25 protein-coding genes and 1 other RNA gene are annotated in these 24786 nt (G+C 74.2%); 15 read left to right on the forward strand and 11 right to left on the reverse strand.

What is annotated here, in order from left to right:
- Positions 1 to 858 (reverse strand): alpha/beta fold hydrolase, encoded by an 858-nt coding sequence (locus ABT006_RS18375; RefSeq protein WP_350707808.1) that lies wholly within the window; start codon positions 856 to 858, stop codon positions 1 to 3.
- Positions 859 to 1022: 164 nt separating this feature from the next.
- On the opposite strand from ABT006_RS18375, the gene ABT006_RS18380 reads away from it, so the two are divergent.
- Complete coding sequence (locus tag ABT006_RS18380) at positions 1023 to 1280, forward strand: DUF3311 domain-containing protein (protein ID WP_350707810.1); 258 nt, start codon at positions 1023 to 1025, stop codon at positions 1278 to 1280.
- The gene (gene mctP / locus ABT006_RS18385) at positions 1280 to 2935 is read left to right on the forward strand and encodes a monocarboxylate uptake permease MctP (protein ID WP_350707812.1); all 1656 of its coding nucleotides are present in this window, start codon (positions 1280 to 1282) and stop codon (positions 2933 to 2935) included. The genes ABT006_RS18380 and mctP overlap by 1 nt, the downstream gene beginning before the upstream one ends.
- A 126-nt stretch (positions 2936 to 3061) precedes the next feature.
- Here mctP and ABT006_RS18390 read toward each other — a convergent pair whose 3' ends face one another.
- Entirely contained in the window at positions 3062 to 3532 is a 471-nt protein-coding gene (locus ABT006_RS18390; protein ID WP_350707813.1) for a MarR family winged helix-turn-helix transcriptional regulator, read from the reverse strand.
- Positions 3533 to 3585: 53 nt separating this feature from the next.
- Here ABT006_RS18390 and ABT006_RS18395 point away from each other — a divergent pair, with 53 nt between their 5' ends.
- Positions 3586 to 4818 (forward strand): MFS transporter, encoded by a 1233-nt coding sequence (locus tag ABT006_RS18395; RefSeq protein ID WP_350707814.1) that lies wholly within the window; start codon positions 3586 to 3588, stop codon positions 4816 to 4818.
- Between the two features lie 68 nt (positions 4819 to 4886).
- Here the strand turns inward: ABT006_RS18395 and ABT006_RS18400 are convergent, their stop codons facing one another.
- A complete protein-coding gene (locus ABT006_RS18400) occupies positions 4887 to 5648 on the reverse strand; it encodes a sulfite exporter TauE/SafE family protein (RefSeq protein WP_350707816.1) in 762 nt (253 codons plus the stop codon).
- A 128-nt stretch (positions 5649 to 5776) separates the two neighbouring features.
- Here ABT006_RS18400 and rnpB point away from each other — a divergent pair.
- The 3 genes from rnpB (at position 5777) to ABT006_RS18415 (ending at position 8792) form a co-directional block, all read left to right on the forward strand.
- Positions 5777 to 6189, forward strand: an RNA gene (gene rnpB / locus ABT006_RS18405) — RNase P RNA component class A.
- A gap of 465 nt (positions 6190 to 6654) precedes the next feature.
- Positions 6655 to 7659: a CLIPPER-2 domain-containing protein gene (locus ABT006_RS18410; protein WP_350707817.1), complete on the forward strand. Its 1005-nt coding sequence runs from the start codon at positions 6655 to 6657 to the stop codon at positions 7657 to 7659.
- A gap of 266 nt (positions 7660 to 7925) precedes the next feature.
- On the forward strand, positions 7926 to 8792 hold the full coding sequence (locus tag ABT006_RS18415) for an AraC family transcriptional regulator (RefSeq protein ID WP_350707819.1): 867 nt from the start codon (positions 7926 to 7928) through the stop codon (positions 8790 to 8792).
- On the opposite strand, the gene ABT006_RS18420 is transcribed toward ABT006_RS18415, so the two are convergent.
- From ABT006_RS18420 to ABT006_RS18435, 4 genes are all read right to left on the reverse strand, one after another.
- A complete protein-coding gene (locus ABT006_RS18420) occupies positions 8782 to 9636 on the reverse strand; it encodes a nucleotidyltransferase family protein (protein ID WP_350707821.1) in 855 nt (284 codons plus the stop codon). The two genes, ABT006_RS18415 and ABT006_RS18420, sit on opposite strands and share 11 nt — an antisense overlap.
- The gene (locus ABT006_RS18425) at positions 9629 to 10126 is read right to left on the reverse strand and encodes an NUDIX hydrolase (RefSeq protein WP_350707823.1); all 498 of its coding nucleotides are present in this window, start codon (positions 10124 to 10126) and stop codon (positions 9629 to 9631) included. Before ABT006_RS18425 ends, ABT006_RS18420 begins: the two co-directional genes overlap by 8 nt.
- Positions 10127 to 10169: 43 nt before the next feature.
- Positions 10170 to 11444, reverse strand: coding sequence for a M48 family metallopeptidase (locus tag ABT006_RS18430; RefSeq protein ID WP_350707825.1), 1275 nt, complete (start codon positions 11442 to 11444; stop codon positions 10170 to 10172).
- A gap of 112 nt (positions 11445 to 11556) precedes the next feature.
- Positions 11557 to 12000 carry a hypothetical protein gene (locus tag ABT006_RS18435; protein ID WP_350707827.1) on the reverse strand — a complete coding sequence of 148 codons (444 nt, stop codon included), beginning with the start codon at positions 11998 to 12000 and terminating at the stop codon, positions 11557 to 11559.
- 190 nt (positions 12001 to 12190) lie between these two features.
- Between ABT006_RS18435 and ABT006_RS18440 the strand changes: the two genes are divergently transcribed.
- The 4 genes from ABT006_RS18440 (at position 12191) to npdG (ending at position 15641) form a co-directional block, all read left to right on the forward strand.
- Entirely contained in the window at positions 12191 to 12394 is a 204-nt protein-coding gene (locus tag ABT006_RS18440) for a hypothetical protein (protein ID WP_350707829.1), read from the forward strand.
- Positions 12395 to 12470: 76 nt separating this feature from the next.
- On the forward strand, positions 12471 to 13337 hold the full coding sequence (locus ABT006_RS18445; protein ID WP_502890999.1) for a histone: 867 nt from the start codon (positions 12471 to 12473) through the stop codon (positions 13335 to 13337).
- A gap of 68 nt (positions 13338 to 13405) precedes the next feature.
- Positions 13406 to 14839: an RNB domain-containing ribonuclease gene (locus tag ABT006_RS18450; RefSeq protein ID WP_350707830.1), complete on the forward strand. Its 1434-nt coding sequence runs from the start codon at positions 13406 to 13408 to the stop codon at positions 14837 to 14839.
- Positions 14840 to 14942: 103 nt separating this feature from the next.
- Positions 14943 to 15641: an NADPH-dependent F420 reductase gene (npdG, locus tag ABT006_RS18455; RefSeq protein ID WP_350707832.1), complete on the forward strand. Its 699-nt coding sequence runs from the start codon at positions 14943 to 14945 to the stop codon at positions 15639 to 15641.
- A gap of 184 nt (positions 15642 to 15825) precedes the next feature.
- On the opposite strand, the gene panB is transcribed toward npdG, so the two are convergent.
- Positions 15826 to 16671, reverse strand: a complete 846-nt coding sequence (panB, locus tag ABT006_RS18460) for a 3-methyl-2-oxobutanoate hydroxymethyltransferase (protein WP_350707834.1) — start codon at positions 16669 to 16671, stop codon at positions 15826 to 15828.
- Between the two features lie 140 nt (positions 16672 to 16811).
- Positions 16812 to 18572 carry an NAD+ synthase gene (locus ABT006_RS18465; RefSeq protein ID WP_350707836.1) on the reverse strand — a complete coding sequence of 587 codons (1761 nt, stop codon included), beginning with the start codon at positions 18570 to 18572 and terminating at the stop codon, positions 16812 to 16814.
- A 288-nt stretch (positions 18573 to 18860) separates the two neighbouring features.
- On the opposite strand from ABT006_RS18465, the gene glnA reads away from it, so the two are divergent.
- The 4 genes from glnA to ABT006_RS18485 all read left to right on the forward strand — a co-directional run bounded on the left by glnA (position 18861) and on the right by ABT006_RS18485 (position 22104).
- Positions 18861 to 20210 (forward strand): type I glutamate--ammonia ligase, encoded by a 1350-nt coding sequence (glnA, locus tag ABT006_RS18470; RefSeq protein ID WP_350707837.1) that lies wholly within the window; start codon positions 18861 to 18863, stop codon positions 20208 to 20210.
- Positions 20211 to 20301: 91 nt separating this feature from the next.
- Complete coding sequence (locus tag ABT006_RS18475) at positions 20302 to 20727, forward strand: DUF350 domain-containing protein (protein WP_350707838.1); 426 nt, start codon at positions 20302 to 20304, stop codon at positions 20725 to 20727.
- A gap of 129 nt (positions 20728 to 20856) precedes the next feature.
- Entirely contained in the window at positions 20857 to 21552 is a 696-nt protein-coding gene (locus ABT006_RS18480; protein ID WP_350707840.1) for a helix-turn-helix transcriptional regulator, read from the forward strand.
- A 177-nt stretch (positions 21553 to 21729) separates the two neighbouring features.
- The gene (locus ABT006_RS18485) at positions 21730 to 22104 is read left to right on the forward strand and encodes a VOC family protein (protein WP_350707841.1); all 375 of its coding nucleotides are present in this window, start codon (positions 21730 to 21732) and stop codon (positions 22102 to 22104) included.
- Between the two features lie 170 nt (positions 22105 to 22274).
- On the opposite strand, the gene ABT006_RS18490 is transcribed toward ABT006_RS18485, so the two are convergent.
- Positions 22275 to 22742 carry a hypothetical protein gene (locus ABT006_RS18490; protein WP_350707843.1) on the reverse strand — a complete coding sequence of 156 codons (468 nt, stop codon included), beginning with the start codon at positions 22740 to 22742 and terminating at the stop codon, positions 22275 to 22277.
- A 204-nt stretch (positions 22743 to 22946) separates the two neighbouring features.
- Here ABT006_RS18490 and ABT006_RS18495 point away from each other — a divergent pair, with 204 nt between their 5' ends.
- Positions 22947 to 23828 carry a Vgb family protein gene (locus ABT006_RS18495; RefSeq protein WP_350707845.1) on the forward strand — a complete coding sequence of 294 codons (882 nt, stop codon included), beginning with the start codon at positions 22947 to 22949 and terminating at the stop codon, positions 23826 to 23828.
- A 15-nt stretch (positions 23829 to 23843) separates the two neighbouring features.
- On the opposite strand, the gene ABT006_RS18500 is transcribed toward ABT006_RS18495, so the two are convergent.
- Positions 23844 to 24719, reverse strand: coding sequence for a S66 peptidase family protein (locus ABT006_RS18500; RefSeq protein ID WP_350708023.1), 876 nt, complete (start codon positions 24717 to 24719; stop codon positions 23844 to 23846).
- Positions 24720 to 24786: the final 67 nt, after the last annotated feature.

Consider the following 24786-nt stretch of genomic DNA (forward strand, 5'->3'; position numbering starts at 1 on the left):
TCAGCCGGCGAGGAACCGTTCCACGGCCGTCGCGAACGCCTCGGGCTCGTCGACGAACGGGACGTGGCTGGAGCGCGGCAGCATCACCAGATCGGCTTTCGGCAGGATCCCGGTCAGCTCGTCGACGGCCTCCGGCGCCGGCGCGGCGTCGAGCGCGCCGGCCACGACCAGGGTCGGCACCGCCACGTCGGCCAGGGCCGCGCGCAGGGCGGCGCGGTCGACGTCGATCCCGGCGTAGAAGCCGGCGGCCGGGGCGGGTGCCCGGTCCTTCTCCTGCTCGGCGGCGTGGGCGCGGGCCCGGTCGGTCCACTCGCCGTACAAGAACGGGGCGGCGGCGAGCCGCAGCGGGCTGATCTCCGTGTCGTCGGCGCCGCGCGTCGTCGCCTTGCCCCAGGACTCCATCGCCGACGTCGCCTCGGCGTACCACGGTTCGTCGGCGCGGCGGGCGTGCGCCTGCGCCATTCCGAGCGGTGCGGTGAGCAGCAGGCGCAGGCTCGGCGTGACCAGCACCAGCCGGCGAAGGCGGTGCGGGTAGCGGGTGGCGTACAGCAGCGCGACGCTCGCGCCGGCCGAGTGGGCGAGGAGGTCCATCCGGTCCAGCCCCAGGTGGGCGCGGAGCGCCTCGACGTCGTCGACGATCCGGTCGCAGCGGTAGCTGGCCGGGTCCGCCGGTACCGCCGAGTCGCCGCTGCCCCGGCTGTCGAGCAGCAGCAGCGTCCGGCTGGCGGACAGGCCGCCGAGGTCGCCGAGGTAGCGCGACGCCTGGGCCGGGCCACCTGGCAGGCAGACCAGCGGCCGGCCCTGGCCGAGTCGGTGGTAGGCGAGGGTGGTGCCGTCGTACGACGAGAAGGTCGGCATCAGGGCATGGTGCCAGGTCCAGTTGGCAATCGGTGGCCCACCATTTGGCGCAGCGGATCAACCGTTCGGCGCAGCAGCGTCCTCGGGCTGAACGTGATGGCGGTCACACGGCCGTAACCTCCGGCCGTCACATGACGATCCACGACCACCCGGAGGTGTGTCAGATGGCCGCACCCGAACCGGCCGCCCCGGATCCGGAGGCGCGGGTGACCGCGTCGACCCGGGCGAAGGACAAGAGCCCCTGGAACTGGTTGCTCTTCATCCCGATCGTGGTCCCGCTGATCCCGGTGTTCTTCAACGGCGACTCGCCCCGGTTCCTCGGCTTCCCGCGCTTCTACTGGCTCCAGCTCGCCTACATCCTGCTCGGCGTGGCCACCACGACGCTGGTGTACCAGATGACGAAGAAGCGGGGTGGGCGCTGATGTGGCAGGACCACCTCACCGAGATCATCGTCTTCTCGCTGCTGTTCCTGCTGGTCAGCGGGATGGGGTTCGTGGCTGCCCGGTGGCGCGCCCCGAAGGACATGGCCCACCTCGACGAGTGGGGGCTGGGCGGGCGCAACTTCGGCGGCTGGATCACCTGGTTCCTGGTCGGCGGTGACCTCTACACGGCGTACACCTTCGTGGCGGTGCCGGCGCTGATGTTCGGGGCCGGCGCGGCCGGGTTCTTCGCCGTTCCGTACACCATCGTGATCTATCCGATGGTGTTCCTGGTGCTGTGCCGGCTCTGGTCCGTCTCGCACCGGCACGGCTTCGTCACCCCGGCGGACTTCGTCCGCAGCCGGTTCGACTCCCCGGTGCTGGCGCTGCTGGTGGCGATCACCGGCATCGTGGCCACGATGCCCTACATCGCGCTGCAACTGGTCGGCATCGAGGCGGTGCTCAAGACGATGGGGGTCACCGGCGAGAGCGCCCTGGCCCGGCACCTGCCGATCATCGTCGCGTTCGCGATCCTGGCCGCGTACACCTACCAGTCCGGGCTGCGTGCCCCCGCGCTGATCGCGTTCGTCAAGGACACGCTGATCTACATCGTGATCCTGGTGGCGGTCATCTGGCTGCCGTACAAGCTCGGCGGCTGGGGCGAGATCTTCGACGCCGCCGACGCGAAGTTCGACGCGTCGCCGAACCCGAACGACGGGGTGCTGCTGGGCGCCAACAACCAGCTCCAGTACGTCACGCTGGCGTTCGGCTCGGCGCTGGCGCTGTTCCTCTACCCGCACAGCATCACCGGCGTGCTGGCCAGCCGGAACCGGGACGTCATCAAGCGGAACATGTCGGCGCTGCCCGCGTACAGCCTGCTGCTCGGGCTGATCGCGCTGCTCGGCTTCATGGCCATCGCCGCCGGGGTGAAGCCGCTGCCCGGGGCGAAGGAAGGGAGTGTGGACAGCAACACCGTGGTGCCGGTCCTGTTCGACCAGCAGTTCCCTGACTGGTTCGCGGGCGTCGCGTACGCGGCCATCGGGATCGGCGCGCTGGTGCCGGCGGCGATCATGTCGATCGCGGCGGCGAACCTGTTCACCCGCAACATCTACAAGGAGTACCTGAAGCGGGACGCCTCCCCGGCCCAGGAGGCGAACGTATCGAAGATCACCTCGCTGGTCGTGAAGGTCGGGGCGGTGGCCTGCATCGTCTTCCTCGACCCGCAGTTCTCCATCGACCTCCAGCTCATCGGCGGCGTGATCATCCTCCAGACGCTGCCGGCGGTGGCGCTGGGCCTCTACACCCGCTGGTTCCACCGTGGCGCGCTCATCGCCGGCTGGGTCGCCGGCATGGGGCTGGGCATGTGGATGCTCTACCAGATCCCCAACGCGGCCACCGGGCGCAAGCACTTCGGCGGCTCGGCGTTCCCGCTGGCCGACTTCGGCTTCGACACCCCGAAGACGATCTACGTCGGGATCGTGGCCGTGCTGGTCAACCTGGCGGTGGCGGCGCTGCTGACGGTGGTGCTGCGGGCGGCGAGGGTGCGCGACGGCGGCGACGGCACCACGCCGGACGACTACTTCGCCGACGAGGGCGACCCGCGGGTCGTGCCAGGTGGGGGCCGGGACGCCGACGCCGCCCCGGAACCGGTCGCCTGAGCGGCTCGCGCAGTCCGTTCGCCCCCGGGTCGTGACCGGCCCGGGGGCGACGCGCGTCCGGGTGCCGGCGCGCGGCGGGTGCCCGGCGGGCCGCGCCGGCACGCCGACGCGGCGGGCGCCGCCCGCTCAGCGGCGGGGGCGGGACTCCAGGGACTGGTTGAGCCGGTGCAGCATCTCGGCCAGGGTCCGCCGGTCGTCGGGGTGCCAGTCGGCGAGGATGGTGCCGTAGAGCCGGGCTCGGGCGGCCCGGACGGCGGCCACGCGTTGCAGGCCGGTCGGGGTGGGGGAGACCACCGTGCCGCGCCCGTCGGTGGGATCGGGCTCGCGCACGATCAGCCCGTCGCGCTGCATCGCCGAGACCTGCCGGGTGACGGTGGAACCGTCGAGTTCGAGCCGGGCGGCGAGCGCGGAGACGTTCTGCGGGCCGGCGCGGTCCAGGTGGCGCAGGATGACGTACGCCGCGCGGTCGAGCAGCCGGTGCTCGGCGTTGCCGGTGCCCCGCCGGGTGGCCTCGCCGAGCCGCATCAGCAGCGCCACCTCGGTCTCGATCCGGCCGAGGACGTCGTCCTCGCTCTCCGTGGTCCGGTCGTCCGCCATGGCTGTATAGTACAGGAAAACTACCTGTACGATACAGCTATCTGGGAGGCGGAGTGGATCGGCGTTCCGAACCGAACCGCAGTGCCATCTACGCCACCGTGCTGGTGGCCTTCCTCGCCATCTCCGGCATCGCCGTCGTCGACCCGATCCTGCCCGCCATCGGCGAGGCCATCGGCGTCACCCACTGGCAGGTGGAGCTGCTCTTCACCGCGTACATCGCGGTGATGGCCCTCGGCATGATCCCCGCCACGCTGGCCAGCGGCCGGTTCGGCTTCAAGCCCGTCCTCGTCGCCGGGGTCTCGATCGTCGGCGTCGCCGCGATCCTCGCCTCGTTCAGCGGCGACATCGTGCAGCTCTCCGTGCTGCGCGGCTTCTGGGGGCTGGGCAACGCGATGTTCTTCGCCACGGCCATGGTGGTGCTGGTCAGCCTCGCCGTCGACCGGGAGTGGGTGGTCGGGCTCTTCGAGACCGCGCTCGGCCTCGGCTTCGCCGTCGGCCCGCTGCTCGGCGGCCTGCTCGGCGGGGTCAGCTGGCGGCTGCCGTTCTTCGTCTGCGGCGTCTTCATGGTCCTCGCGCTCGCCGTCGCCGCCCGCCGGCTGCGCGAGCCGGCAGACCGGCAGCCGCCCGTACGGGTGGGCCAGATCTTCGCCACCTACCGGCGGCCGGCGTTCGTCGCGCTCTGCGTCGTCACCGCCGCCTACAACTTCGTCTTCTTCGTCGTCCTCGGCTACACACCGCTGTTCCTGCACCTGGACGTCATCCCGCTCGGGCTCGCCTTCACCGGCTGGGGCATCGGCCTGGCCGTCGGCATCCTGCTGCTCGGCCACCGGCTCGCGCACCGGATCGGCGCCGTGCAGACCGTCGGCGTCGCGATCGCCGGCCTGCTGGTCTGCATGGTCCTGTTCGCCACCTCGGGCAGCACCACGCAGTCGCTGGTGGTGCTCGTCGTCTCCGGCCTGTTCATGGGGCTGGCCAACGCCAACCTCACCGACCTGGCGCTCGGCCTGGGCGGCGGCGACCGGCGGCTCGCCACCGGCGCGTTCAACCTGGTCCGCTGGGGCGCCGCCGCGCCCGCGCCGATCCTCTCCGGCAAGCTCGCCGAGCACTCCCTCGCCCTGCCGTTCCGGGTCGGCGCCGCAGTGCTCGCGGCCGGTGCGCTGGTGTATCTCGGCTGCGCGCACGCGATGGCCGCCGGCCACGGCGAGCGGGTGCTCTGGTCCCGCTGGAACCGGGCCGCCGCCGACGCCGAGCGCGCGCCGGAGGAGCCGGTCGGCGAGGCGTACTGAACCGACGTCCCTGCCCGCGCTGGCCCGGGTGACCCCGGGGGGTCTCGTCGCTCCAGGGGCGCGCCGGGTCAGCGCAGGGCGCGCGAGAGCAGGTAGAGGCCGATCACCGAGCCGAAGACCACGATCAGGGTCTTGAGCACCACCGGCGGCAGCCGGCGGACGATCCGGGCACCGGCGTACCCACCGACCAGCGTCGCCGGGGCGACCAACGCGACCGCCGCCCAGTTCACCGGGCCGAACAGCGCGAACACCACGAGCGTGGTCAACCCGACCGCGGCGGAGAGCAGGTTCTTGATCGCGCTGACCCGGGCCAGCGTCGCGTCCAGCACCAGGGCCAGGCCGGCGACCAGCATCACCCCGAGCGCGGCGCCGAAGTAGCCGCCGTACACCGCGCCGACCGCGACCATGGCCTGCACGCTGACCGTACGGCGGCGCGGCGACAGGTCGCGCGGATGCCCGACCAGCCGGCGCAGCGGGTCCTGGAAGGCGAGCACCGCCGTCGCCCCGAGCACAAGGAAGGGTACGACCAGTTCGAACGCCCTGGCCGGGGTCGCCAGCAGCAGCAGCGCGCCGGCGACCGTGCCGACGATCGTGGTGGGCAGGAGCGTGGCCAGCGCCCGCCCGCGCGGCAGGTCCTGCCGGCTGCCCGCCACGCTCGCCACGTACCCGGGGAAGACGGCCACCGAGTTGCTCACGTTCGCCGGCACCGGCGGCAGGCCCACGGCGATCATCGCCGGGAACGTGATGAGCGAGCCCCCGCCGGCCACCGCGTTGACCGTGCCCGCGGCGAGACCGGCGGTGAGCAGCAGCGCGACGTCGGAGAGGTCCATGGTCCCCAGAGGCTAGTACGCCGCCTGCCCGGCCGCCGGTCGCTGTGTCCCGGGGTGGTGGACGCCTATTCCCGGAAGGGGCGGCAATAGACGCGGGGTGCGCGTCGTTAGGATGAGTGCGCGACGGACGAGTCGACCGGGCGGTCGCGTCGGCGGGCTCCGGCCCGCCGCCGAGGAACGTCCGGACTCCACAGGGCAGGGTGGTTGCTAACGGCAACCCGGGGTGACCCGCGGGACAGTGCCACAGAAAACAGACCGCCGACCCCATCGGGGACGGTAAGGGTGAAACGGTGGGGTAAGAGCCCACCAGCACCCCGGGTGACCGGGGTGGCTCGGTAAACCCCACCCGGAGCAAGGCCAAGAAAGGGCCGTCATCGCAGGATGACGACCCGCGCAGACGCTTGAGGGCTGCCCGCCCGATGTCTGCGGGTAGGCCGCTGGAGCCTGCCGGCGACGGTAGGCCGAGATGGATGGCCGCCGCCGGCGCGTGCCTTCGGGCGCGTGCCGGTCACAGAATCCGGCGTACAGGTCGACTCGTCCGTCGCCCACCAGGTCGCAGCCTCGATCAAGGCTGCGACCTGCGCGTATGTCAGGCTGCCTATGGGTGTTGGTGGTCATCATTGGTCCGCGTTCGACGCCCCGGAGGCGCCTCGACGCCCTGGGGGCGCCCGGTTCGTCAGGGGGTCACCCGGGTAGCCGAGCTGTCGCCCGGCAGGCCCGACATGTTGGCCTCGCACCCCGCCGCCGGCGGGCTGCACGGTGAGTAGCGCGGCGGCCTGGCCGTGCTCGCTGCCCGACCAACGCACCCGCACTGTCGTGCGGAACCGCATCGACCTTCGGTGCGCGACGACGCCTCCTCCGGCGACCAGAAGCGTCACCGCCTGGTTGCCCGCGAGACGAAAATGATGCAATTCCACCTTGTGAGGGATTCCGGGCAGTCTGGCGTGACGTGCCCTTTTACTCCTCGTTGCCCCCGGTGTCAACCATCCATACCACGGGGGATTACATGAGGAAGACCTCCACGCCGCGCAGGCGGGGCGGCATCTACGCGCCGCTGACCGCGTTCGCGCTGCTGTCGGGTGCCCTGCTGCTCGCGAGTGGCTCGCCGGCCGCCGCGGCGCCGGCCGACCAGGGGCACGTGCCGTCGTCGGACCCGAAGCTGCACCTGACCAAGACCGCGGACCCGGCAAAGGACGTCAAGGCCGGTGACGAGATCATCTACACCTATACGGTGACGAACAAGAGCAAGGGTACGAAGCGCCCGATCACGTACATCAGCGTCGACGACGACACGGTCGCCGACATCACCTGCGAAGACACATCGCTCAAGCCCAAGGAGAGCACCACCTGCACCGGCACCTACACCGTCACGAAGGCCGACGTGAAGGACGGCAAGATCGTCAACACCGCCCGGGCGAGTGGATGGTTCGACAGGCAGGAGGTGGAGTCCAACGAGGCGACGTTCACCGTCCACACCAGGCCGCAGCAGGTCAGCCTGTCGATTGACAAGAAGGCCCGGGTCGAGTCGGACTGCAGCAAGAAGTGTGAGAACGACGGCTATGCCGCCAAGGGCGACAAGATTTTCTACACCTACCGGGTGGAAAACACCGGCACGGCCACCATCACCAACGTCGGCGTCGAGGACCCGACCGCCGGCAAGGTGGTGTGCAACAGCAACACGCTGGCGCCCGGCACGAAGACCGACTGCCACGCCGACAAGCCGTACGTGGTCGACAAGGACGACGTGAAGGCCGGCAAGGTGGTCAACACGGCCCGGGCGACCGGCACCTACTACGGCAGGAAGGTGGTCTCCGACCCGGTCACCGTCACCGTCTGCATCCGCGGGGGCAAGTACGACCACCGGCACGACGGCAAGGACGACGACAAGGAGCTGCCGGTCACCGGCGACAACACCGCTCCGGCCCTCTCCCTGGCGGGCGGCCTGCTGGCCGCCGGCGGTCTCCTGATCGGGGCCAGCCGGATCCGCCGCAGGGCGGGCGCCCAGGTCTGACCGGTACGGCAGGAACTCCGGGCATCGGCATCCGGTGCCCGGAGTTTCCTGTCTGCACCACGGCCGGGGCCGGGACGACGATCATCGGGCTCGCACCGCGCCTGCCGGCCCTCGCGACGAGCCGCCGACGGCGCGACCCACCCTCCTCGCCCCCACACCGTCCTGGCCCTGACGGCGCTCACCCGACCGCACCGGGCACAGCATGTCGGGTCGGGCACCCTCCCGCGCGCCTAGCGTTGCTGCTGGGAACAGGGAAGGAGAACCGGGTGCTGGAACGGCTCAACCAGGCCATGGAGCACATCGAGCGGCACCTCGACCAGCCGATCGAGGTGGCCGAGCTGGCGCGGATCGCGGTGACGTCGGAGTACCACTTCCGGCGGATCTTCTCCGCGCTGGCGGGCGTCGGCCTGTCCGAGTACATCCGCCGCCGGCGGCTCACGGTCGCGGGCGCGGAGGTGCTGGCGGGGGAGCGGACGCTGCTCGACATCGCCGTCCGCTACGGCTACAGCTCCACCGAGGCGTTTGCCCGGGCGTTCCAGGCCGTGCACGGCGTGGGGCCCGGCGAGGCCCGGCGTACGGGGGCGGCGTTGCGCTCCCAGCCCCGGATGTCCTTCCGACTCGTCGTCGAAGGGAGCAGCAGCATGCGATACCGGATCGTACGCAAGGAGGAGTTCCGGCTGGTGGGCCGCAAGGCGCGGGTACCGCTCGTGCACGAGGGGATGAACCCGGCGATCGTCGCCTTCGTCAGGGGCATCGACCCGGAGACGGTACGCCGGATCGAGGCACTGTCCGACCAGGAGCCGCAGGGCATCGTCAACGTCAGCGACAACGTGGCCGACGGCCGCGCGGAGGGCACCGAGCTGGACTACTGGCACGGCGTGGTGACGGGCGCCGACGCGCCGGAGGACCTGGACGCGGTCACGGTGCCGGCGGGCACCTGGGCGGTCTTCGAGACCTCCGGGGCGTTCCCGCAGGCGGTGCAGTACCTGTGGCGGGACGTGTTCACCCAGTGGTTCCCGTCCAACCCGTACCGCAGCCGGCCGGGGCCGGAGATCTCCCGTACCCGGATCTCGGCGGACGGCGCCGAGGCGGAGGCGGAGCTGTGGATCCCGGTGGAGCCGGTCAGCCGCTGATCTCGGCCAGGACGCGGCGCTGGAAGGCCCGTGCCTCCGGCCCGCTCGGCGGCGGCCCGCCCGCCTGCGCGGCGATCGACCGCGCGACCAGGTCGGCGGGCCCGCCGTCGCGGGCCGGAGCGGCGGCCGGGCCGACGGCGGGGTCGTTCGGCCAGGCTCCGGCGGTCGGGTCCGCCGGCCAGCCGTCGGCGATCAGCCGGCGGCCGGCGTCGGCCTTCGACAGCCAGACGCCGTGGCGGACCTTCACCAGGGACCGGCAGGCGCCGAGCACCGCGTCCTCGGCCCCGGGGGCGGGACCGTCGCCCGGCGGGGTCGGCAGGGCCAGCCACCAGCGCAGCGCGTCCGTCAGCAGGCGGCGCAGGTCGGCGGGGGAGAGGTCGGCGAAGGTCTCGGCGGCCGGCGGCCCGAGCAGGGCGTGCCCGCACTGGTGCAGGATGCTGCGGTCCAGGCCGTACCAGAACAGGCCGTCCCCGGCCGGCCGGTCGGTGGCGGCCCAGGTGGCCCGGAACGCCATCCGCGCTCCGGTGTTCAGCTCGACCTCGAAACCGGGCTCCGGCGTGCCGGAGGCGGCGACCGCCCGGCGGTAGACGACCAGTTCCAGCCCGCGCGCGGGGCACGGCAGGGCCTCGTGCCGCAGCCGCGCCACCAGTTCGTGCCTGCGCGCCAGGTCGAGGGCGTCCGCGCAGACCAGCGCCACGTCGACGTCGCTGCGCCCCGGCTGGTACGCGCCCAGCCCCACCGAGCCGGCCGCGTACGCCCCGACGAGGTCGTCGCCGAGGACGTCGCGGGCGGCGGCGACCAGGTCGGCGAGGTAGCGACGCAGGGCCGGGTCGAGGTCAGTCATCGGACTCGGTCCACACCGTGCCGGCGGGCAGGAACCAGGCGGCCTGGTCGGCACCGAGGGCGTACGCGAGGACCAGCCGGGCGTGCCGGTCCAGTTCGGGCAGCCGGTGCGGCGGGAACCACTCCACGGACACCGACTCGTCGTCGTTGACCCGGGCGGTGCCGGTCAGCAGCCGGCACTCGAAGCCGAGGTTCAGGTATTCGCAGCGGTCGCCGTTGGGATAGGTGTGCGGGTGGGTGAGGACGCTGCTCAGCCGCACCGGCTCCACGTGCAGGCCGGTCTCCTCCCGCACCTCGCGGACCACGGCCGTGGCCGGCTGCTCGCCGGGCTCGACGACGCCGCTGACCACCGACCAGCGCCCGTCGTCGGCGCGCTTGCCGAGCAGCAGCTCGCCGGCGTCGTTGCGGACCACCGCGCTGACGCTCGGCAACCAGAGCAGGCTGTGGCCGACGTGCTCCCGGATCCTCAGGATGTAGTCCGATGCGCCCACCCGGCGACCCTAACCCGCATTCCGGCCGGCGGCCCGCCCCGCGTCACCCCGCCCAGCTGATCTCCCGGGCGACCCGGGCGTACTCCTTCGCCAGCTCGGCGTCGATGCGCGCCATCCGGTCCTCGGTGAGCACCACCGTCGCCTCGTGCGCGGGCCGGCTCTCCATCATCCGCCGCCGCAGCCCGGCGGGCGGGTGCGAGGAGAAGAGCGACACCTCGTCGCGGACGGAGAGCTGGCGCAGCAGCGGCAGCCGCTCCTCGGCCGCCGCGCGGGCCTCGGCCGCCGCCGTCCGCCACCGGTCCGCGCCGTGCCCGGCCCGCGACTCCCGGCGTACGGCGAGCGCCGTCGACTCCATCGCGAGCATCACGTCCAGCAGGCCGACCGCGCCCGCCGTCCCGGCGGCCCGGGCGGACATCTCGTCGGCCAGGTACTCGGCGCGCTGGCTGTCCCGCAGCGCGATGCTGACCAGGACCAGGTGCGCGCCGAACAGCAGCCGGGACAGCACCCAGCCGAACGCCTTGCCCAGCGCCTCGCCGGCCATCTCCACCAGACCGCCGGAGGACACGGTGTCCACCGGTCGGACCAGGTCCGCCGCCGAGCCGAGCATGGTGAAGGCGGGCTGGCTGAGCAACATCCGGCGGGGGTCGCCGTTGACGAAGTGACCCAGCTCGTGGCCGAGCAGCGCCACCCGCTCCTGCGGGCCGAGCACGCCGAAGAACGGCAGCCCCAGGCAAAGCACCCGCCGCCTGCGCACCCCGACCAGACCCGCGTACGCGTTCAGGTCGCCGTCTACCCCGACGACGTCCGGGACGGGCGCGCCCACCGCCGCCGCCACCTCGTCGACGAGGGCGTGCAGCTCCGGCGCCCGCTCCCGGGTGAGCACCTCCAGGTCCGGGTCGAGCCGGCCGAACCGGGGCCGCAGCGCGACGGCCAGGCCGAGCAGCGCCACACCGAGCAGTACGGACAGGCTCGGGAAGGGGAACGCCACGACCAGCAGGACCCCGGTGACCGCGAGCGCGACCACCGCGCCGATCAGCACCAGCGACGCCGCCGCGGTCAGCAGCGCGGCGCCACCCCGCCCGTTCGCGCCGAGCGGGCGCCCGACCAGGCGGGCGTACTGGCTGCGGGTCATCCGGAACGCTAGCCGGTAGGTCCACCGGTCCACCCACGCCCAGCCGAACTCGCGGTCACGCCGCCGGCCGTCGTACGCGTCGAGGTTCCACTCGCAGCCGGCGCACCAGGGGACGGCCTCGGCCAGCGACACCGTGGCGGCGCCGCATCCGGGGCACGTCCGCGTGCCGGACGTCGTGTCGATCACGACGCCCGATCCTGCCGACGGTCACCGTCCACCGGAACCGGCTGTTCAGCCGATGCCCGCCCCGGGTGCCGTCGGGCGGCGGCGTTGACCGCACCTGTGGCGTGCGGGCGGGTCAGTCCGGGCAGGACAGCCGTTCGAGGGCGGCCGGGCCGGCCTCGGCGTGCACGACCTGCGCGAAGCAGGCCGACGCGTCGGCCTGCTGCCAGCCGAAGACGGACGCCGCCGTCTTGGTCACCCGGACCCGGAACACCAGCCGGACCGCCGGGGCGGACGCCGGCCCGTCGCTGCGCACCGTCAGTACCTCGACCCCGGCCACCGAGCCGGCCGCCTGCCGCAGCGTCGACTCCCCTGCCCCGGGGTCGGCGAGCAGCCGTGCGCGGACGAGCTGCGCGGTCGCGGTCACCTCCCGCTCCGTCCGCTGCTCCAGCCGCTGCTGCGACCGGTCCCGCAGCAGCGGCAGCCCGGCGACCACACCGATCGTCGCCAGCACGGCCGCCAGCACCGTGACGGCCAGCCCGCGCCGCAGCCACACCGATGTTCCTCCCCCGCGTCGCACGGGGGGATTGTGCGACAGCGGCGCGCCCGCGGCTGCCCCGTCGGGGCCCCGTTGGGTGGCCCCGAAGGGCCCGAACGCCCTGTTTTCGCAGTTCCCGCCCCCGCGGCCGGAGCCACGTCTACTGTGGAGAAGGCCGGCGACTTGTGGTGTTCCGGTGGCGGGCGGGTGGTTCGCGGTGCACAGTGATCCCATGAGCGACAGCGGAAGCGGTGCGCACTACTACTGGTGCACCCGCCACCACCGGGTCGAGACCGATGCCGACGTGTGCCCCGCCAAGCACGTTCTCGGGCCGTACGCCTCAGCCGCCGACGCGGAGAACGCCCTGCAGTTGGTGCGGGAGCGCAACGAAGCGTGGGACGCCGAGGACGCCCGCTGGGCCGGGGAGGACAGATAGGCGGCGCGGGACGGCCCGCGTCGAGGTACCCCGTGCTCCGCGAGGGCGAGAGCACGTCCCCAAGGAGGGAACCGAGATGGCCGAAGCACAGCAGGCCACCACCCGCCCGGCCGCCAGACGTACGCCCGCCAGGAAGACCGCCGCGGCGGAGCGCTCCGCGGGCGCGACCCGGACCGCGCGGCCGACCACCGCGGCGAAGAAGGCGCCGGCCAGCAAGGCCGCCGGCGGCGCCGGGCGGGCCCCCGCGAAGAAGACCACGGCCGCCGCGAAGAAGACGACGGCCACCGCGGCGAGGAAGGCCCCCGCGAAGAAGGCGGCGACGACGGCCGCCACCACGGCGAAGAAGACCACGGCCGCCGCGAAGAAGACCACGGCTGCCGCCGCGAAGAAGGCGCCCACCGCGGCGAAGCGGACGACGACGGCAGCGGCGAAGCGGACGACGGCCGCGGCGAAGAAGGCCCCGGCGAAGAAGGCGGCGACGAAGGCCGCCACCGCGGCGAAGAAGACCACCGCGCCGGCGAAGAAGGCTCCCGCCAGGACGGGCGCCGCCGCCCGCAAGGTCACCTCGGTGGCGAAGAAGACCGCCACGACGGCGGCGAGGAAGACCGCCACGGCGGCGAAGGCCCCGGCCAGGAAGGCCCCCGCCACGAAGACGACGGCGGCCCGCACGACGGCCGCGACCCGGCCCACCGGCGGTGCCCGCAAGGCGGCGGCGAAGAAGGCCCCGGCGAAGAAGGCGACCGCGACGTCGTCGGCCACCGCCCGCAAGGCGGCCGTGAAGAAGGTCCCGGCGAAGCGGACCACCGCCGCCAAGGCGCCGGCCAAGACGGTCACGGTCACCGCGCGCAAGGCGCCGGCCCGGGCCACCGCCGCCCGCGTCACCGCTGCCCGCGCCACCGCGCCCCGCGCCGGGAGGGCGGGCGCGCGCAAGACGACCGGCTGATCCCGGCGTCGCGGCTCGCGGCGCGTGCCGGGAAGCGGATCATCCGCCACACTGTCAGGATTGACCCCGTGGTGATCCGACGCGTACTCGCGCCCCGCATCGACTTCGGCGCGCTGCGCCGCGAGCTGGGACTGCCCGAGGGTTTCCCGGCCGCGGCGCAGCGCGAGGCCGACGACGCGGCGGCGGCGCCGCCCCGGCCGGCCGTCGACCGCACCGACATCCCGTTCGTCACCGTCGACCCCGCCGGCTCGCGCGACCTCGACCAGGCGATGCACCTCGCCCGCCGCGCCGGCGGCGGCTACCGGGTGACGTACGCGATCGCCGACGTGGCCGCGCACGTGCGCCCCGGCGGCGCGCTGGAGGAGGAGACCTGGCGGCGCGGGCAGACCGTCTACCTGCCCGACGGGACCGTGCCGCTGCACCCCGAGACCCTCAGCGAGGGCGCGGCGAGCCTCCTGCCGGCCGTCGACCGCGCCGCCGTGGTGTGGACCGTCGACCTCGACTCCGACGGCGGCACCGTCGGGGTCGCGCTGGAGCGGGCGCTGGTCCGCAGCCGGGCCCAGCTGGACTACGTCGGCGTCCAGGCGGCCGCCGACGCCGGCCGGCTGCCCGACCCGATCGCCCTGCTGCCCGAGATCGGGGCCCTGCTCACCGCCCGCGGCCTGCGCCGGGGCGCGATCAACCTGCCCCTGCCCGAGCAGGACGTGGAGGCCGACGGCGACGGCTGGCGGCTGGTGCTGCGCGGGCCGGTGCCGGTGGAGGAGCACAACGCCCAGATCTCCCTGTTGACCGGGATGGCCGCCGCCGACATCATGCTGGCCGGGCGGATCGGCCTGCTGCGCACGATGCCGGCGCCGAAGCCCGAGGCGGTGGCGCGGCTGCGGGCCGCCGCCGCCCCGCTCGGCGTGCACTGGCCCGACGGGGCCGGCCCCGGCGAGGTGATCGCCGGGCTGGACCCGTCGCAGTCCCGGGCGGCGGCCTTCGTCGACCAGGCGGCCGAGCTGATGCGCGGCGCCGCGTACACCGCCTTCGACGGCGCGCCGCCGGAGCAGCGGGAGCACGGCGGGGTCGCGGCAGCGTACGCCCATGTCACCGCGCCGTTGCGGCGCCTGGCCGACCGGTACGCCACGGAGGTCTGCCTGGCCCTGCACGAGGGCCGGCCGGTGCCCGACTGGGCCCGCGCGGCGCTGCCCCGGCTGCCCGAGGTGATGGCCGCCACCGACCGGACGGCCTCGGCGGCCACCCGGGGCGCGATCGAGCTGGCCGAGGCGGTGCTGCTCCAGCACCGGGTGGGGGAGACCTTCGACGCGGCGGTGCTGGACGTCGACGCGGCCCCGGACGGCCGGGCCCGCCCGGGTCGCCGGCCCGGCGGCACGGTGGCACTGGACGACCCGCCGGTGCGGGCCCGCTGCCTGGGCGAGCTGCCGCTGGGGGAGCGGATCCGGGTCCGGCTGGTCACCGCCGACCCGGTCGCCCGCTCGGTCGCCTTCGAGCGGGCCTGACCCGACCTGCCCGCCCCGACAGGGCCGGCGACGGCGGGCGCAGCGGGGTTTGTCACAGCGCCGGCCGCTGCTGCCGGCGGGGCGGGTTTGCGAGGATGGCGACATGGCTTACGACGCGAGCACCCTGCCCGACGTGTCCGGGCTGACCGTCGGCATCATCGGCGGCACCGGCGACCAGGGGCGGGGCCTCGCCTACCGGTTCGCCCGGGCCGGCCAGAAGGTGCTGATCGGCTCCCGGTCCGCCGAGCGGGCCGCGCAGTCCGCCCACGAGATCGCGGCGCTGCCCGGCGTTCCGGCCGGGGCCGAGGTCGCCGGTGCCGGCAACGAGGAGGTGGCCCGGCTCAGCGACGTGGTCGTCATCGCGGTGCCGTGGGACGGGCACGCGGCCACCGTCGCCGCGCTCGCCGGGCCCCTCGCCGGCAAGATCGTCATCGACTGCGTCAACCCGCTCGGCTTCGACAAGCAGGGCCCGTACGCGCTCGCGGTGCCGGAGGGCAGCGCCGTCCAGCAGGCCGCCGGGCTGCTGCCCGACTCCCGGGTCTGCGCCGCCTTCAACCACGTCAGCGCGCCGCTGCTGGCCGACCCGGAGATCGACCGGATCGACCTCGACGTGCTGATCTGCACCGAGGACCGGGAGCTGGTCGGCGTGGTCGCCGCGCTCGCCGCCCGGATCCCCGGCATGCGCGGCATCTACGCCGGTCGGCTGCGCAACGCCCACCAGATCGAGGCGTTCACGGCCAACCTGATCGCCATCAACAAGCGCTACAAGGCGCACGCCGGCATCCGGGTCACCGACCTCTGACGCCGGGCGGGGCGGGTCAGCCCCGCCGGGACCGCGAAGCGGTGTCGGGTCCGCCCGGGCAGCGACCCTCCACTGTGCCCTCGATGGCGGCCGGGCTCTGCGCGGCGCCCCCACGACGTCCAGCAGTGATCTCCGCCGGGCACGGTCCGGCGGCGCGTACGGCCGCCGGACCGGCTGACCGGCGTCAGAAGGTGTGCTCGGCGGCGGGGAAGTCGCCGCCGCGGACCTCGTCGGCGAAGCGCCGGGTCGCGTCGGCGAGGGTCCCGGCCAGGTCGGCGTAGCGCTTCACGAAACGGGGTGCCTTGCCGGCGCGCAGGCCGGCCATGTCCTGCCAGACCAGCACCTGGGCGTCGGTGTCCGGGCCGGCGCCGATGCCGACGGTCGGGATCGGCAGCTCCGCCGTGATCCGCTTGGCCACCTCGCCGGGCACCATCTCCAGCACCACGGCGAACGCGCCCGCCTCGGCCACGGCGCGGGCGTCGGCGATCACGTCGTCGGCCGCGTCGCCGCGCCCCTGGACCCGGTAGCCGCCGATGGCGTGCTCGCTCTGCGGGGTGAAACCGATGTGCGCCATCACCGGGATGCCGGCACCGGTGATCGCCGCGATCTGCGCCGCGCAGCGCCGGCCGCCCTCCAGCTTCACCGCGTGGCAGCCGCCCTCCTTCATGAACCGCACCGCCGTGCGCAGCGCCTGCGTCGGGCCCTCCTCGTACGAGCCGAACGGCAGGTCGCCGACGACCAGCGCGTGCCGGGTCGCCCGGACCACCGCGCGGACCAGCGGCAGCAGCTCCTCGACGGTCACCGGCACCGTCGTCTCGTAGCCGAAGACGTTGTTCGCCGCCGAGTCGCCGACCAGCAGCACCGGGATGCCGGCCTGGTCGAAGATCGAGGCGGTGTACTGGTCGTACGAGGTGAGCATCGGCCACCGCTCGCCGCGCTCCTTGGCGACGATCAGGTCGCGGGTGCGGACCCGCCGGGTGGCCGGACCGCCGTAGAGGGCGGTCACCTCGGACGGGGTGGACTCCACCATGACTCTCTCCTTCCTCGAGGCCGCGTGCGCGGTCCCCGGGTTCCGCCGCGATCGTCGCACCACCCGACCGGCCGGCGGCAGAGCTCAGTGGAGGATGTCACTCCCGGGCCGACGCCGAACCGGCCCGGGAGCGGCACGGCTCAGCCGTCCTCGCGCCACCGGTTCGTGATCGGCAGCCGCCGGTCCCGCCCGAACGCCTTCATCGAGATCTTCGTGCCCGGCGCGGACTGCCGCCGCTTGTACTCGGCGGTATCCACCATCCGCAGCACCCGGTCGACGACGGCCGGGTCGTGGCCGGACGCGACCAGCCCGTCGCGGCCGAGGTCGCCGTCGACGTAGCCGATCAGGATCGGGTCGAGCACGTCGTAGTCCGGCAGCGTGTCGCTGTCCAACTGGCCCGGGCTCAGCTCGGCGCTCGGCGGCTTGCCGATCGAGCTCTCCGGGATCGGCGGGGTCTCGCCCCGGCGGGCGGCGTCGGCGTTGCGCCACTTCGCGAGCCGCCAGATCAGCGTCTTCCAGACGTCCTTGACGGGGTTGAAGCCGCCGACCGAGTCGCCGTAGAGGGTGGAGTAGCCGACTGCCAGCTCGCTCTTGTTGCCGGTGGTCAGCACCAGGTGGCCCTCCTGGTTCGACAGCGCCATGAGGATCACCCCGCGGACCCGCGCCTGGAGGTTCTCCACGGACACGCCGGAGAGCGACATGTTCGCCAGGAAGGTGTCCACCATCGGCTGGATCGGCTCGACCCGGTAGTCCAGCCCGGTGCGCTTCGCCAGCTCCGCCGCGTCCTCCCGGCTGTGCTCCGAGGAGTGCTGGCTGGGCAGCGACACGCCGACCACCCGGTCGGGCCCGAGCGCGTCGACGGCCAGCGCGGCCACCACCGCCGAGTCGATGCCGCCGGAGAGGCCGAGCACCACCGACGGGAACCGGTTCTTGTTGACGTAGTCGCGCAGGCCGAGCACGAGCGCCTGCCACACCTCGGCCTCGTCGGCCACGGGGGCGATGGTGCCGCCGGTGGCGACGGGACCGCCGGCCGGCGGCGGGACGGCGTCGACCGCGGCGCGCACCACCCGCATGTCGTCGGCCAGCGCCTGGTCGGGGTCGGTCGGCTCCCCGGCCGGCGGCAGCTCGACGTCGTGCACCAGCAGGTGCTCGACGAACTGCGGGGCCCGGGTGAGCAGCGTGCCGTCGGCCGTCACGATCATCGAGTCGCCCTCGAAGACCAGCTCGTCCTGGCCGCCGACCATGTTGACGTACGCGATGGTCGCCCCGGCCTCGGCGGCCCGGCGGCGCACCAGCGGCAGCCGGATGTCGTCCTTGTTCAGCTCGTACGGCGAGCCGTTGATGTTCAGGACCAGGCCGACGCCGGCCTGGCGCGCGACGGCGAACGGGCCGCCGGCCTGCCACAGGTCCTCGCAGATGGTCAGCGCCACGTCCACCCCGCCGATCCGCACGACGGTCAGCGCGTCGCCGGGGACGAAGTAGCGGTCCTCGTCGAAGACCCCGTAGTTGGGCAGGTGGTGCTTGAAGTAGGTGGCCACGACGCCGCCCCGGTGCAGCAGGGCGGCCGCGTTGCGGGCGCCGTGACCCGGCTCGGCGTCGCCGCTGACCTGCGGCGGGCCGTCGGCGTCCAGGTAGCCGACCAGCACCGGCAGCTCGCCCAGCCCGTCCGCCGCGAGGTCGGCGGCGAGCCGCTCCAGCGCGGCCTTCGACGCGGCGACGAAGGACCGCCGGAAGACCAGGTCCTCGACCGGATAGCCGGTCAGCGCCATCTCCGGGAACGCGACGAGCTGGGCGCCGGCGTCGGCGGCGCGGCGGGTCCAGTCACGGACCAGGCCGGCGTTGCCGGCGAGGTCGCCGACGGTCGGGTTGACCTGGCACAGGGCGAGACGCAGGGTGGGCATGCCCTCATCTTGCCCCAGCCGTCCGGGCCCGACACGCTGGGCGGGGGCGAGACGGCGGCCACCGCCGCAGGGCGCTGCCGGACGGCGGCGGCAAGCCCGGCGGCGACAGCGACGACGGCGGCGGCCCGTCCCGTCGGGCGGGGCGGGCCGGTCGGGCGGGAGCCGCGACAGGGCGGGACGCGCGCCGGCCGGTCGCGTAACGTCGGCGTAACGAGGCGGGTGGAGACTGGTCGGTCAGGCCGGGGCGCCCCCGGTCGAAGGCGGACAACAGTGTCGCGAGGGGTGGAAGTGGACCGTCAGCAGGAGTTCGTCCTCCGTACGCTGGAAGAGCGGGACATCCGGTTCGTCCGGCTGTGGTTCACGGACGTGCTGGGCACGCTCAAGAGCGTGTCGGTGGCCCCCGCCGAGCTGGAGGCGGCCTTCGAGGAGGGCATCGGGTTCGACGGCTCGGCGATCGAGGGTTTCGCCCGGGTGTTCGAGTCGGACATGGTGGCCATGCCGGACCCGACGACGTTCCAGGTCTTCCCGTTCGAGGGCGGGGTCAGCGGCGAGAGCGCCCGGATGTTCTGCGACATCCTGCTGCCCGACGGCGGCCCCTCCTGGGCCGACCCCCGGCACGTGCTGCGCCGGGCGCTGTCCAAGGCGGCCGAGAAGGGCTTCACCTTCTACACCCACCCCGAGATCGAGTTCTTCCTGCTGGAGAACGGCCCCATGGACGGCTCGGTGCCGATCCCGGTGGACACCGGCGGCTACTTCGAGCACACCACCCACGCGGTGGCCCGCGACTTCCGCCGGCAGGCGGTGCTGGCGCTGGAGCGGATCGGCATCTCGGTGGAGTTCAGCCACCACGAGGTCGCCCCCGGCCAGCAGGAGATCGACCTGCGCTACGCGGACGCGCTGACCACCGCCGACAACATCATGACCTTCCGGCACGTGGTGAAGGAGGTCGCCCTCTCCACCGGAGTGCAGGCCACCTTCATGCCGAAGCCCTTCACCGACCAGCCCGGCAGCGGCATGCACACCCACCTGTCGCTGTTCGAGGGGGAGCGCAACGCGTTCCACGACGCCGGTGACCCGATGAAGCTGTCCAAGGTGGCCCGCGCGTTCATCGCCGGGCTGCTGGTGCACGCCCGGGAGTACACGGCCGTCACGAACCAGTGGGTCAACTCCTACAAGCGGCTCTTCCCGCAGGCGCTGCCGGACCGGGTCACCGAGAGCCCCGCGTACGTCTGCTGGGGTCACCTCAACCGGTCGGCGCTGGTCCGGGTCCCCGCCTACGGCAAGCCGAACTCGGCCCGGGTGGAGGTCCGCTCGCCGGACTCGGCGGCCAACCCCTACCTGGCCTTCGCGGTGCTGCTCGGCGCCGGCATGAAGGGCATCGAGGAGGGCTACGAGCTGCCGCCGGGCGCCGAGGACGACGTCTGGTCGCTGACCAGCGCCGAGCGGCGGGCGATGGGCTACGAGCCGCTGCCGGAGAACCTGGCCGAGGCGATCGACGTGATGGCCGGCTCCGAGTTGGTCGCCGAGGTGCTCGGCGAGCACGTCTTCGACTTCTTCCTGCGCAACAAGCGGGCCGAGTGGGAGCAGTACCGCCGCGAGGTCACCCCCTACGAGCGGCAGCGCTACCTGTCGCTGTAGGGCGGGGGCTGCCGCCGCTGGCGTACTGCCGCTATCGTCTCGATCACCGCGCCGGCACCCCCGCCGGGCGCAGAGGTCGGGGAGGCAGTCGGTGCTGGAGGATCTGCTCAGCGGAGCCTGGCAGAGCGTCGTGTTCGGGGTCGTCGGGGTGGCCCTGATGGCGGCCGGGTTCGGGCTGGTCGACGTGCTCACTCCCGGCAGGCTGCGGGAGCTGATCTGGGTGCGGCGCAACGGCAACGCCGCGCTGCTGCTCGCCGCCAACCAGCTCGGCATCGCCGGGATCGTGTTCACCGCGATCCTGACCAGCTACAGCGACTTCGCCAAGGGGCTGGCCTCGACGGTCCTCTTCGGCCTGATCGGGCTGGCCATCATGGCGCTGGCGTTCTTCGTGCTGGACCTGCTCACCCCGGGCAAGCTCGGCGAGATCATCTGCTCCGACGAGCCGCACCCGGCGGCCCGGGTCAGCGCCGCCACCCACTTCGGCGCCGCCCTGATCGTCTGCGCCTGCATCGCCTGAGCCGGTCCGCCCGCGCCCTGTCGGAGCGGAGTGACCCCGCTCCGCTCCGTGACCACGGTCTGCGGGCACTGCGACAACCGGGCCCGCGGGCGGAGCGGTCGCGTCGCACCCCCGTCGTAGGTTGCGGGGGTGAACCGGACGGACCGTCTCTACGCCCTGGTGGAGGAGCTGCGCGCCGTGTCGCCCCGGCCGCGCAGCGCCCGCTGGCTCGCCGAGCGCTTCGAGGTGAGCACCCGCACCATCGAGCGCGACATCGGCGCCCTCCAGGAGTCGGGCGTGCCGATCTGGGCCGAGCCGGGCCGCACCGGGGGCTACGCGCTCGACCGGGCGCGCACCCTGCCGCCGGTCAACCTCACCCCCGCAGAGGCCGTCGCCTTGGCGGTGGCGCTGCACCGCATGCGCGGCACGCCGTTCGGCGCCGCGGCCGGCACCGCGCTGCGCAAGCTGGTCGCCGTGATGCCGGCCGCCGACGCCGCCGAGGCCCACCGGCTGGCCGCGCGGGTGCACCTGATCGGCGAGGGGCCGGTCACGCCCGTCCCGGCCGGGGTCGCCGACGCCGTACGCGCACGGCGCGTGCTGCGCATCCGCTACGCCGACCGGGCGGGCGCCGGCTCGCTGCGCGACGTGGAGCCGCTCGGCTTCCTCGGCAACCCCCGGCACTGGTACCTGCTGGCCTGGTGCCGGCTGCGCGGCGGCATCCGGGCCTTCCGCACCGACCGGATCACCTCGGTGACCATGCTCGGCGAGCGGGTGCCGGAGCGTGAGCTGGCCGTCGACGACCTCGACATCCCGCACGACCGGATCCGCCGGCTCAGCCTCGTCTGACAAGGACCGGGTTGCCCTCCGGCGCGCGGCATCCTGCCCCTCTTGGACACTTCCGCCTGCTGCGGGATCCGGCCGAACCGCCGGAGAAACACCGACAGGACGGTGTCGCGGGCGGGGCCGAGGCTTTCTCCTGACGGCGCCGGTCGACCGGCCGGCGCGGGGAACGGGAGGCCACACATGACCATCAGCAACGCCGTCACCTGGTTCGAGATCGGCGCCGAGCGGCCGGACGAGGCCCAGCGTTTCTACGGCGACCTGTTCGGCTGGAGCTTCACCGAGGAGGGTACGGCTGAAGCGCCGTACCGGACGACCGAGGGTGGCGCCGGTGCGGGGATCAGCGGAGCGATCCGGGGCACCGGCGGGGCGGGCCCCGACTACGCCATCTTCTACGTGCAGGTGGCCGATGTGGCCGACGCCTGCCGGCGGGCCGAGGCGGCCGGCGGCAAGGTGCTGGTGCCGCTGAAGTCCACCGGCAACGGGCTCACCTTCGCCCACCTGGCGGACCCGGCCGGCAACCACGTCGGCGTCTTCGCCCCGCCACCGGGCGCCTGAGCCGCCCGCGCCGGCGTGAGCCGTGCGGCGTCGGCGTGAATCGCCCGCGAGCGGCGTGAGTCGTGCGGCCGGCGGCCCGAGCCGGGCGGCCGGCGGCCCGAGCCGGGCGGCCGGAGGCCGGCGCCGCCGCCGTCCGCCCCGGCGAGGTCGCCGGGGCGGACGGCGTACGGTCACTTGCCGGCCGGGCCGCCGTGCCCGCCGCGACCGCCCGGGCCGGGGAAGACGCCGGCCTCGGCGGCCGCGGTGATGGCGTCCGCCTGCTCCTGGGTGAGCTTGCCGTCCTCGACCGCCTGCGCCAGGCGCTCCTTCAGCGCGGCCTGCCGGTCGGCGGAGTCACCCCGCTCGGGCCGGTCGGCCGGCTTCCGCGCCTCGCGCACCTTCTCCAGCGCGGCCGTCACCTTGTCGGTGGGGACGCCCAGTTCCTCGGCCAGGGCCTCGGCGAACTCGGCCTGCCGCTCGGCCTGCTGCTGCTGCTGCCGCTCGTCGTTGCCGCTGCCGCTCTCGCTGGCGCTGGCGCTCGGCGTCGAGGTGCCGCCGTCCGCGGCGAACGCGACCGTCGGCGCCGCGATCCCCACGCCGAGTACCCCGGCCGCGGCCAGGCCGGCCAGCAGGTGCTTCTTCCTCGTGGTGCCGGACATGCTGTCCTCCATCAGGTCGGTGGGTGGTGCGATGACCTGACCGACGGTGACCAACCCGGCTGGAGGAAAGCCGTGGTGAACCTGTCAGCGAGCTGGCAATCCGCCCGCCGAGCCGGACAAACGGGTTGCCGCGGCGCGCGCCGGCGGTCAGGGTTGGCGGTCGGCAGGCCCACCGGGGCGGAGCAACGACGGAAGGTGACCCTCGTGGCGTTGGCGAAGATCCGGGAAGTGCCGCTCACCGGGGCGGACGCCGGCCCGTACGGCATCACCGTCGGCCCCGACGGCGCGCTCTGGCTGACGCTGGTCCATGCCGGCGCGGTCGCGAGGGTGGGCGCGGACGGCGACCTGCGCACCTGGCCGGTGGCGGCCGACAGCCGGCCGCTGATCGTCACGCCGGGCCCCGACGGCGCCCTCTGGTTCACCCGCTCCGGCGACGACCGGATCGGCCGGATCACCACCGACGGGGAGCAGAGCGCCGTCGCGCTCCCGCCCGGGAGCGGCCCCTGCGGCATCGCCGCCGGTCCCGACGGCGCCCTCTGGTACGCGGCGATGACCGCCGACGCGATCGGCCGCGTCACCACCGACGGGGAGGTGACCCAGTTCCCGCTGCCGGTGAGCGGCGGCTTCGCCTCGATGGTCGCCGCCGGCCCGGACGAGGCCGTCTGGTTCACGCTCAACCGGGCGAACGCGGTCGGCCGGATGGGCACGGACGGCGCGGTGGCGCTGCACCAACTGCCGACCGAGGGCGCCGCCCCGGTGGGCATCACGGCCGGAGCGGACGGCGCGCTCTGGTTCGTCGAGATCGGCGCCGGCCAGCTCGGCCGGATCACCCCGGACGGGCGGATCGACGAGTACCCGCTGCCGGACCGGGCCGCCCGGCCGCACGCGATCGTCGCCGACCCGGCCGGCGGCTGCTGGTTCACCGAGTGGGGCGGCAACCGGATCGGCCACGTCGCCCCGGACGGCACGATCGTCACCCACGACCTCCCGACCCCGGCCGCCGAGCCGCACGGCATCACGGTCGCCCCCGACGGCACGGTCTGGGCCGCCCTGGAAACCGGCGCCCTGGCCCACCTGACGCCCTGACCCGCCCGAGCCGGTTCAGCGGACGGCGGGGGCGATCGTGAGGGTGGCCGTCGTCGTGTCGAGGGTGGCGTCGGTGCCGACCGGGACGGTGAGTTGGCCGACGCCGTGGCCGACGGGCAGGCCGCCGAGGACCGGGACGCCGAGGTCGCCGAGGCGCTCGGAGAGCACGTCGGCGACGCTGGTCGACCAGCCGTCCGCGCAGCCGGTGAACTGACCGACCGCCACCCCGGCCAGCCCGTCCAGCGCGCCGGCCCGGCGGAGCTGGGTGAGCATCCGGTCCACCTTGTACGGCGGCTCCTGCACGTCCTCGACCAACAGGACCGCCCCGGTCAGGTCCGGCATGTCCGGGGTGCCCAGCGACGCCACGATCAGGCAGAGGTTGCCGCCCAGCAGCGGGCCCGTGGCCCTCCCCGGCACCCGCACCGGGAACGTCTCCTCCTCGGCGACGGCCGTCACCGTCACCGGCTCGGTGGTCATCAGGGCGGCGTGCAGCGACTCGGCCGAACGCAGCGGGGTGCGCTCGTCCAGCCAGGCCGCCCCGGGGCCGTGCACCCCGGCCAGCCGGGCGCCCCGCCACAGCGCCAACTGCAGCGCGGTGATGTCCGAGAACCCGGCGACCACCTTCGGGTCCCGGCGTACGGCGGCCATGTCGATCGCGTCGACGATCCGCTGCGCGCCGTACCCGCCCCGCGTGCAGATCACCCCGCGCACCTCGGGGTCGGCGAACGCCGCGTTCAGGTCGGCGGCGCGCAGTTCGTCCGCGCCGGCCAGGTAACCCTGCCGGGCGTACGCGTTCGGCGCCAGCACCGGCCGCAGCCCCCAGCCGGTGAGCAGCTCGATGCCCCGGGCCACCCGCTCGGGCCGGGTCGGCCCTGACGGCGACACCAGCATCACCGTGTCGCCGGGGCGCAGCACCGGCGGTCGTACGGCGGCGGCGGGGGTCGTGCTGGCATGGTCG

This window comes from Micromonospora sp. NPDC002717 (assembly GCF_040295705.1).
Lineage (GTDB): Bacteria > Actinomycetota > Actinomycetes > Mycobacteriales > Micromonosporaceae > Micromonospora.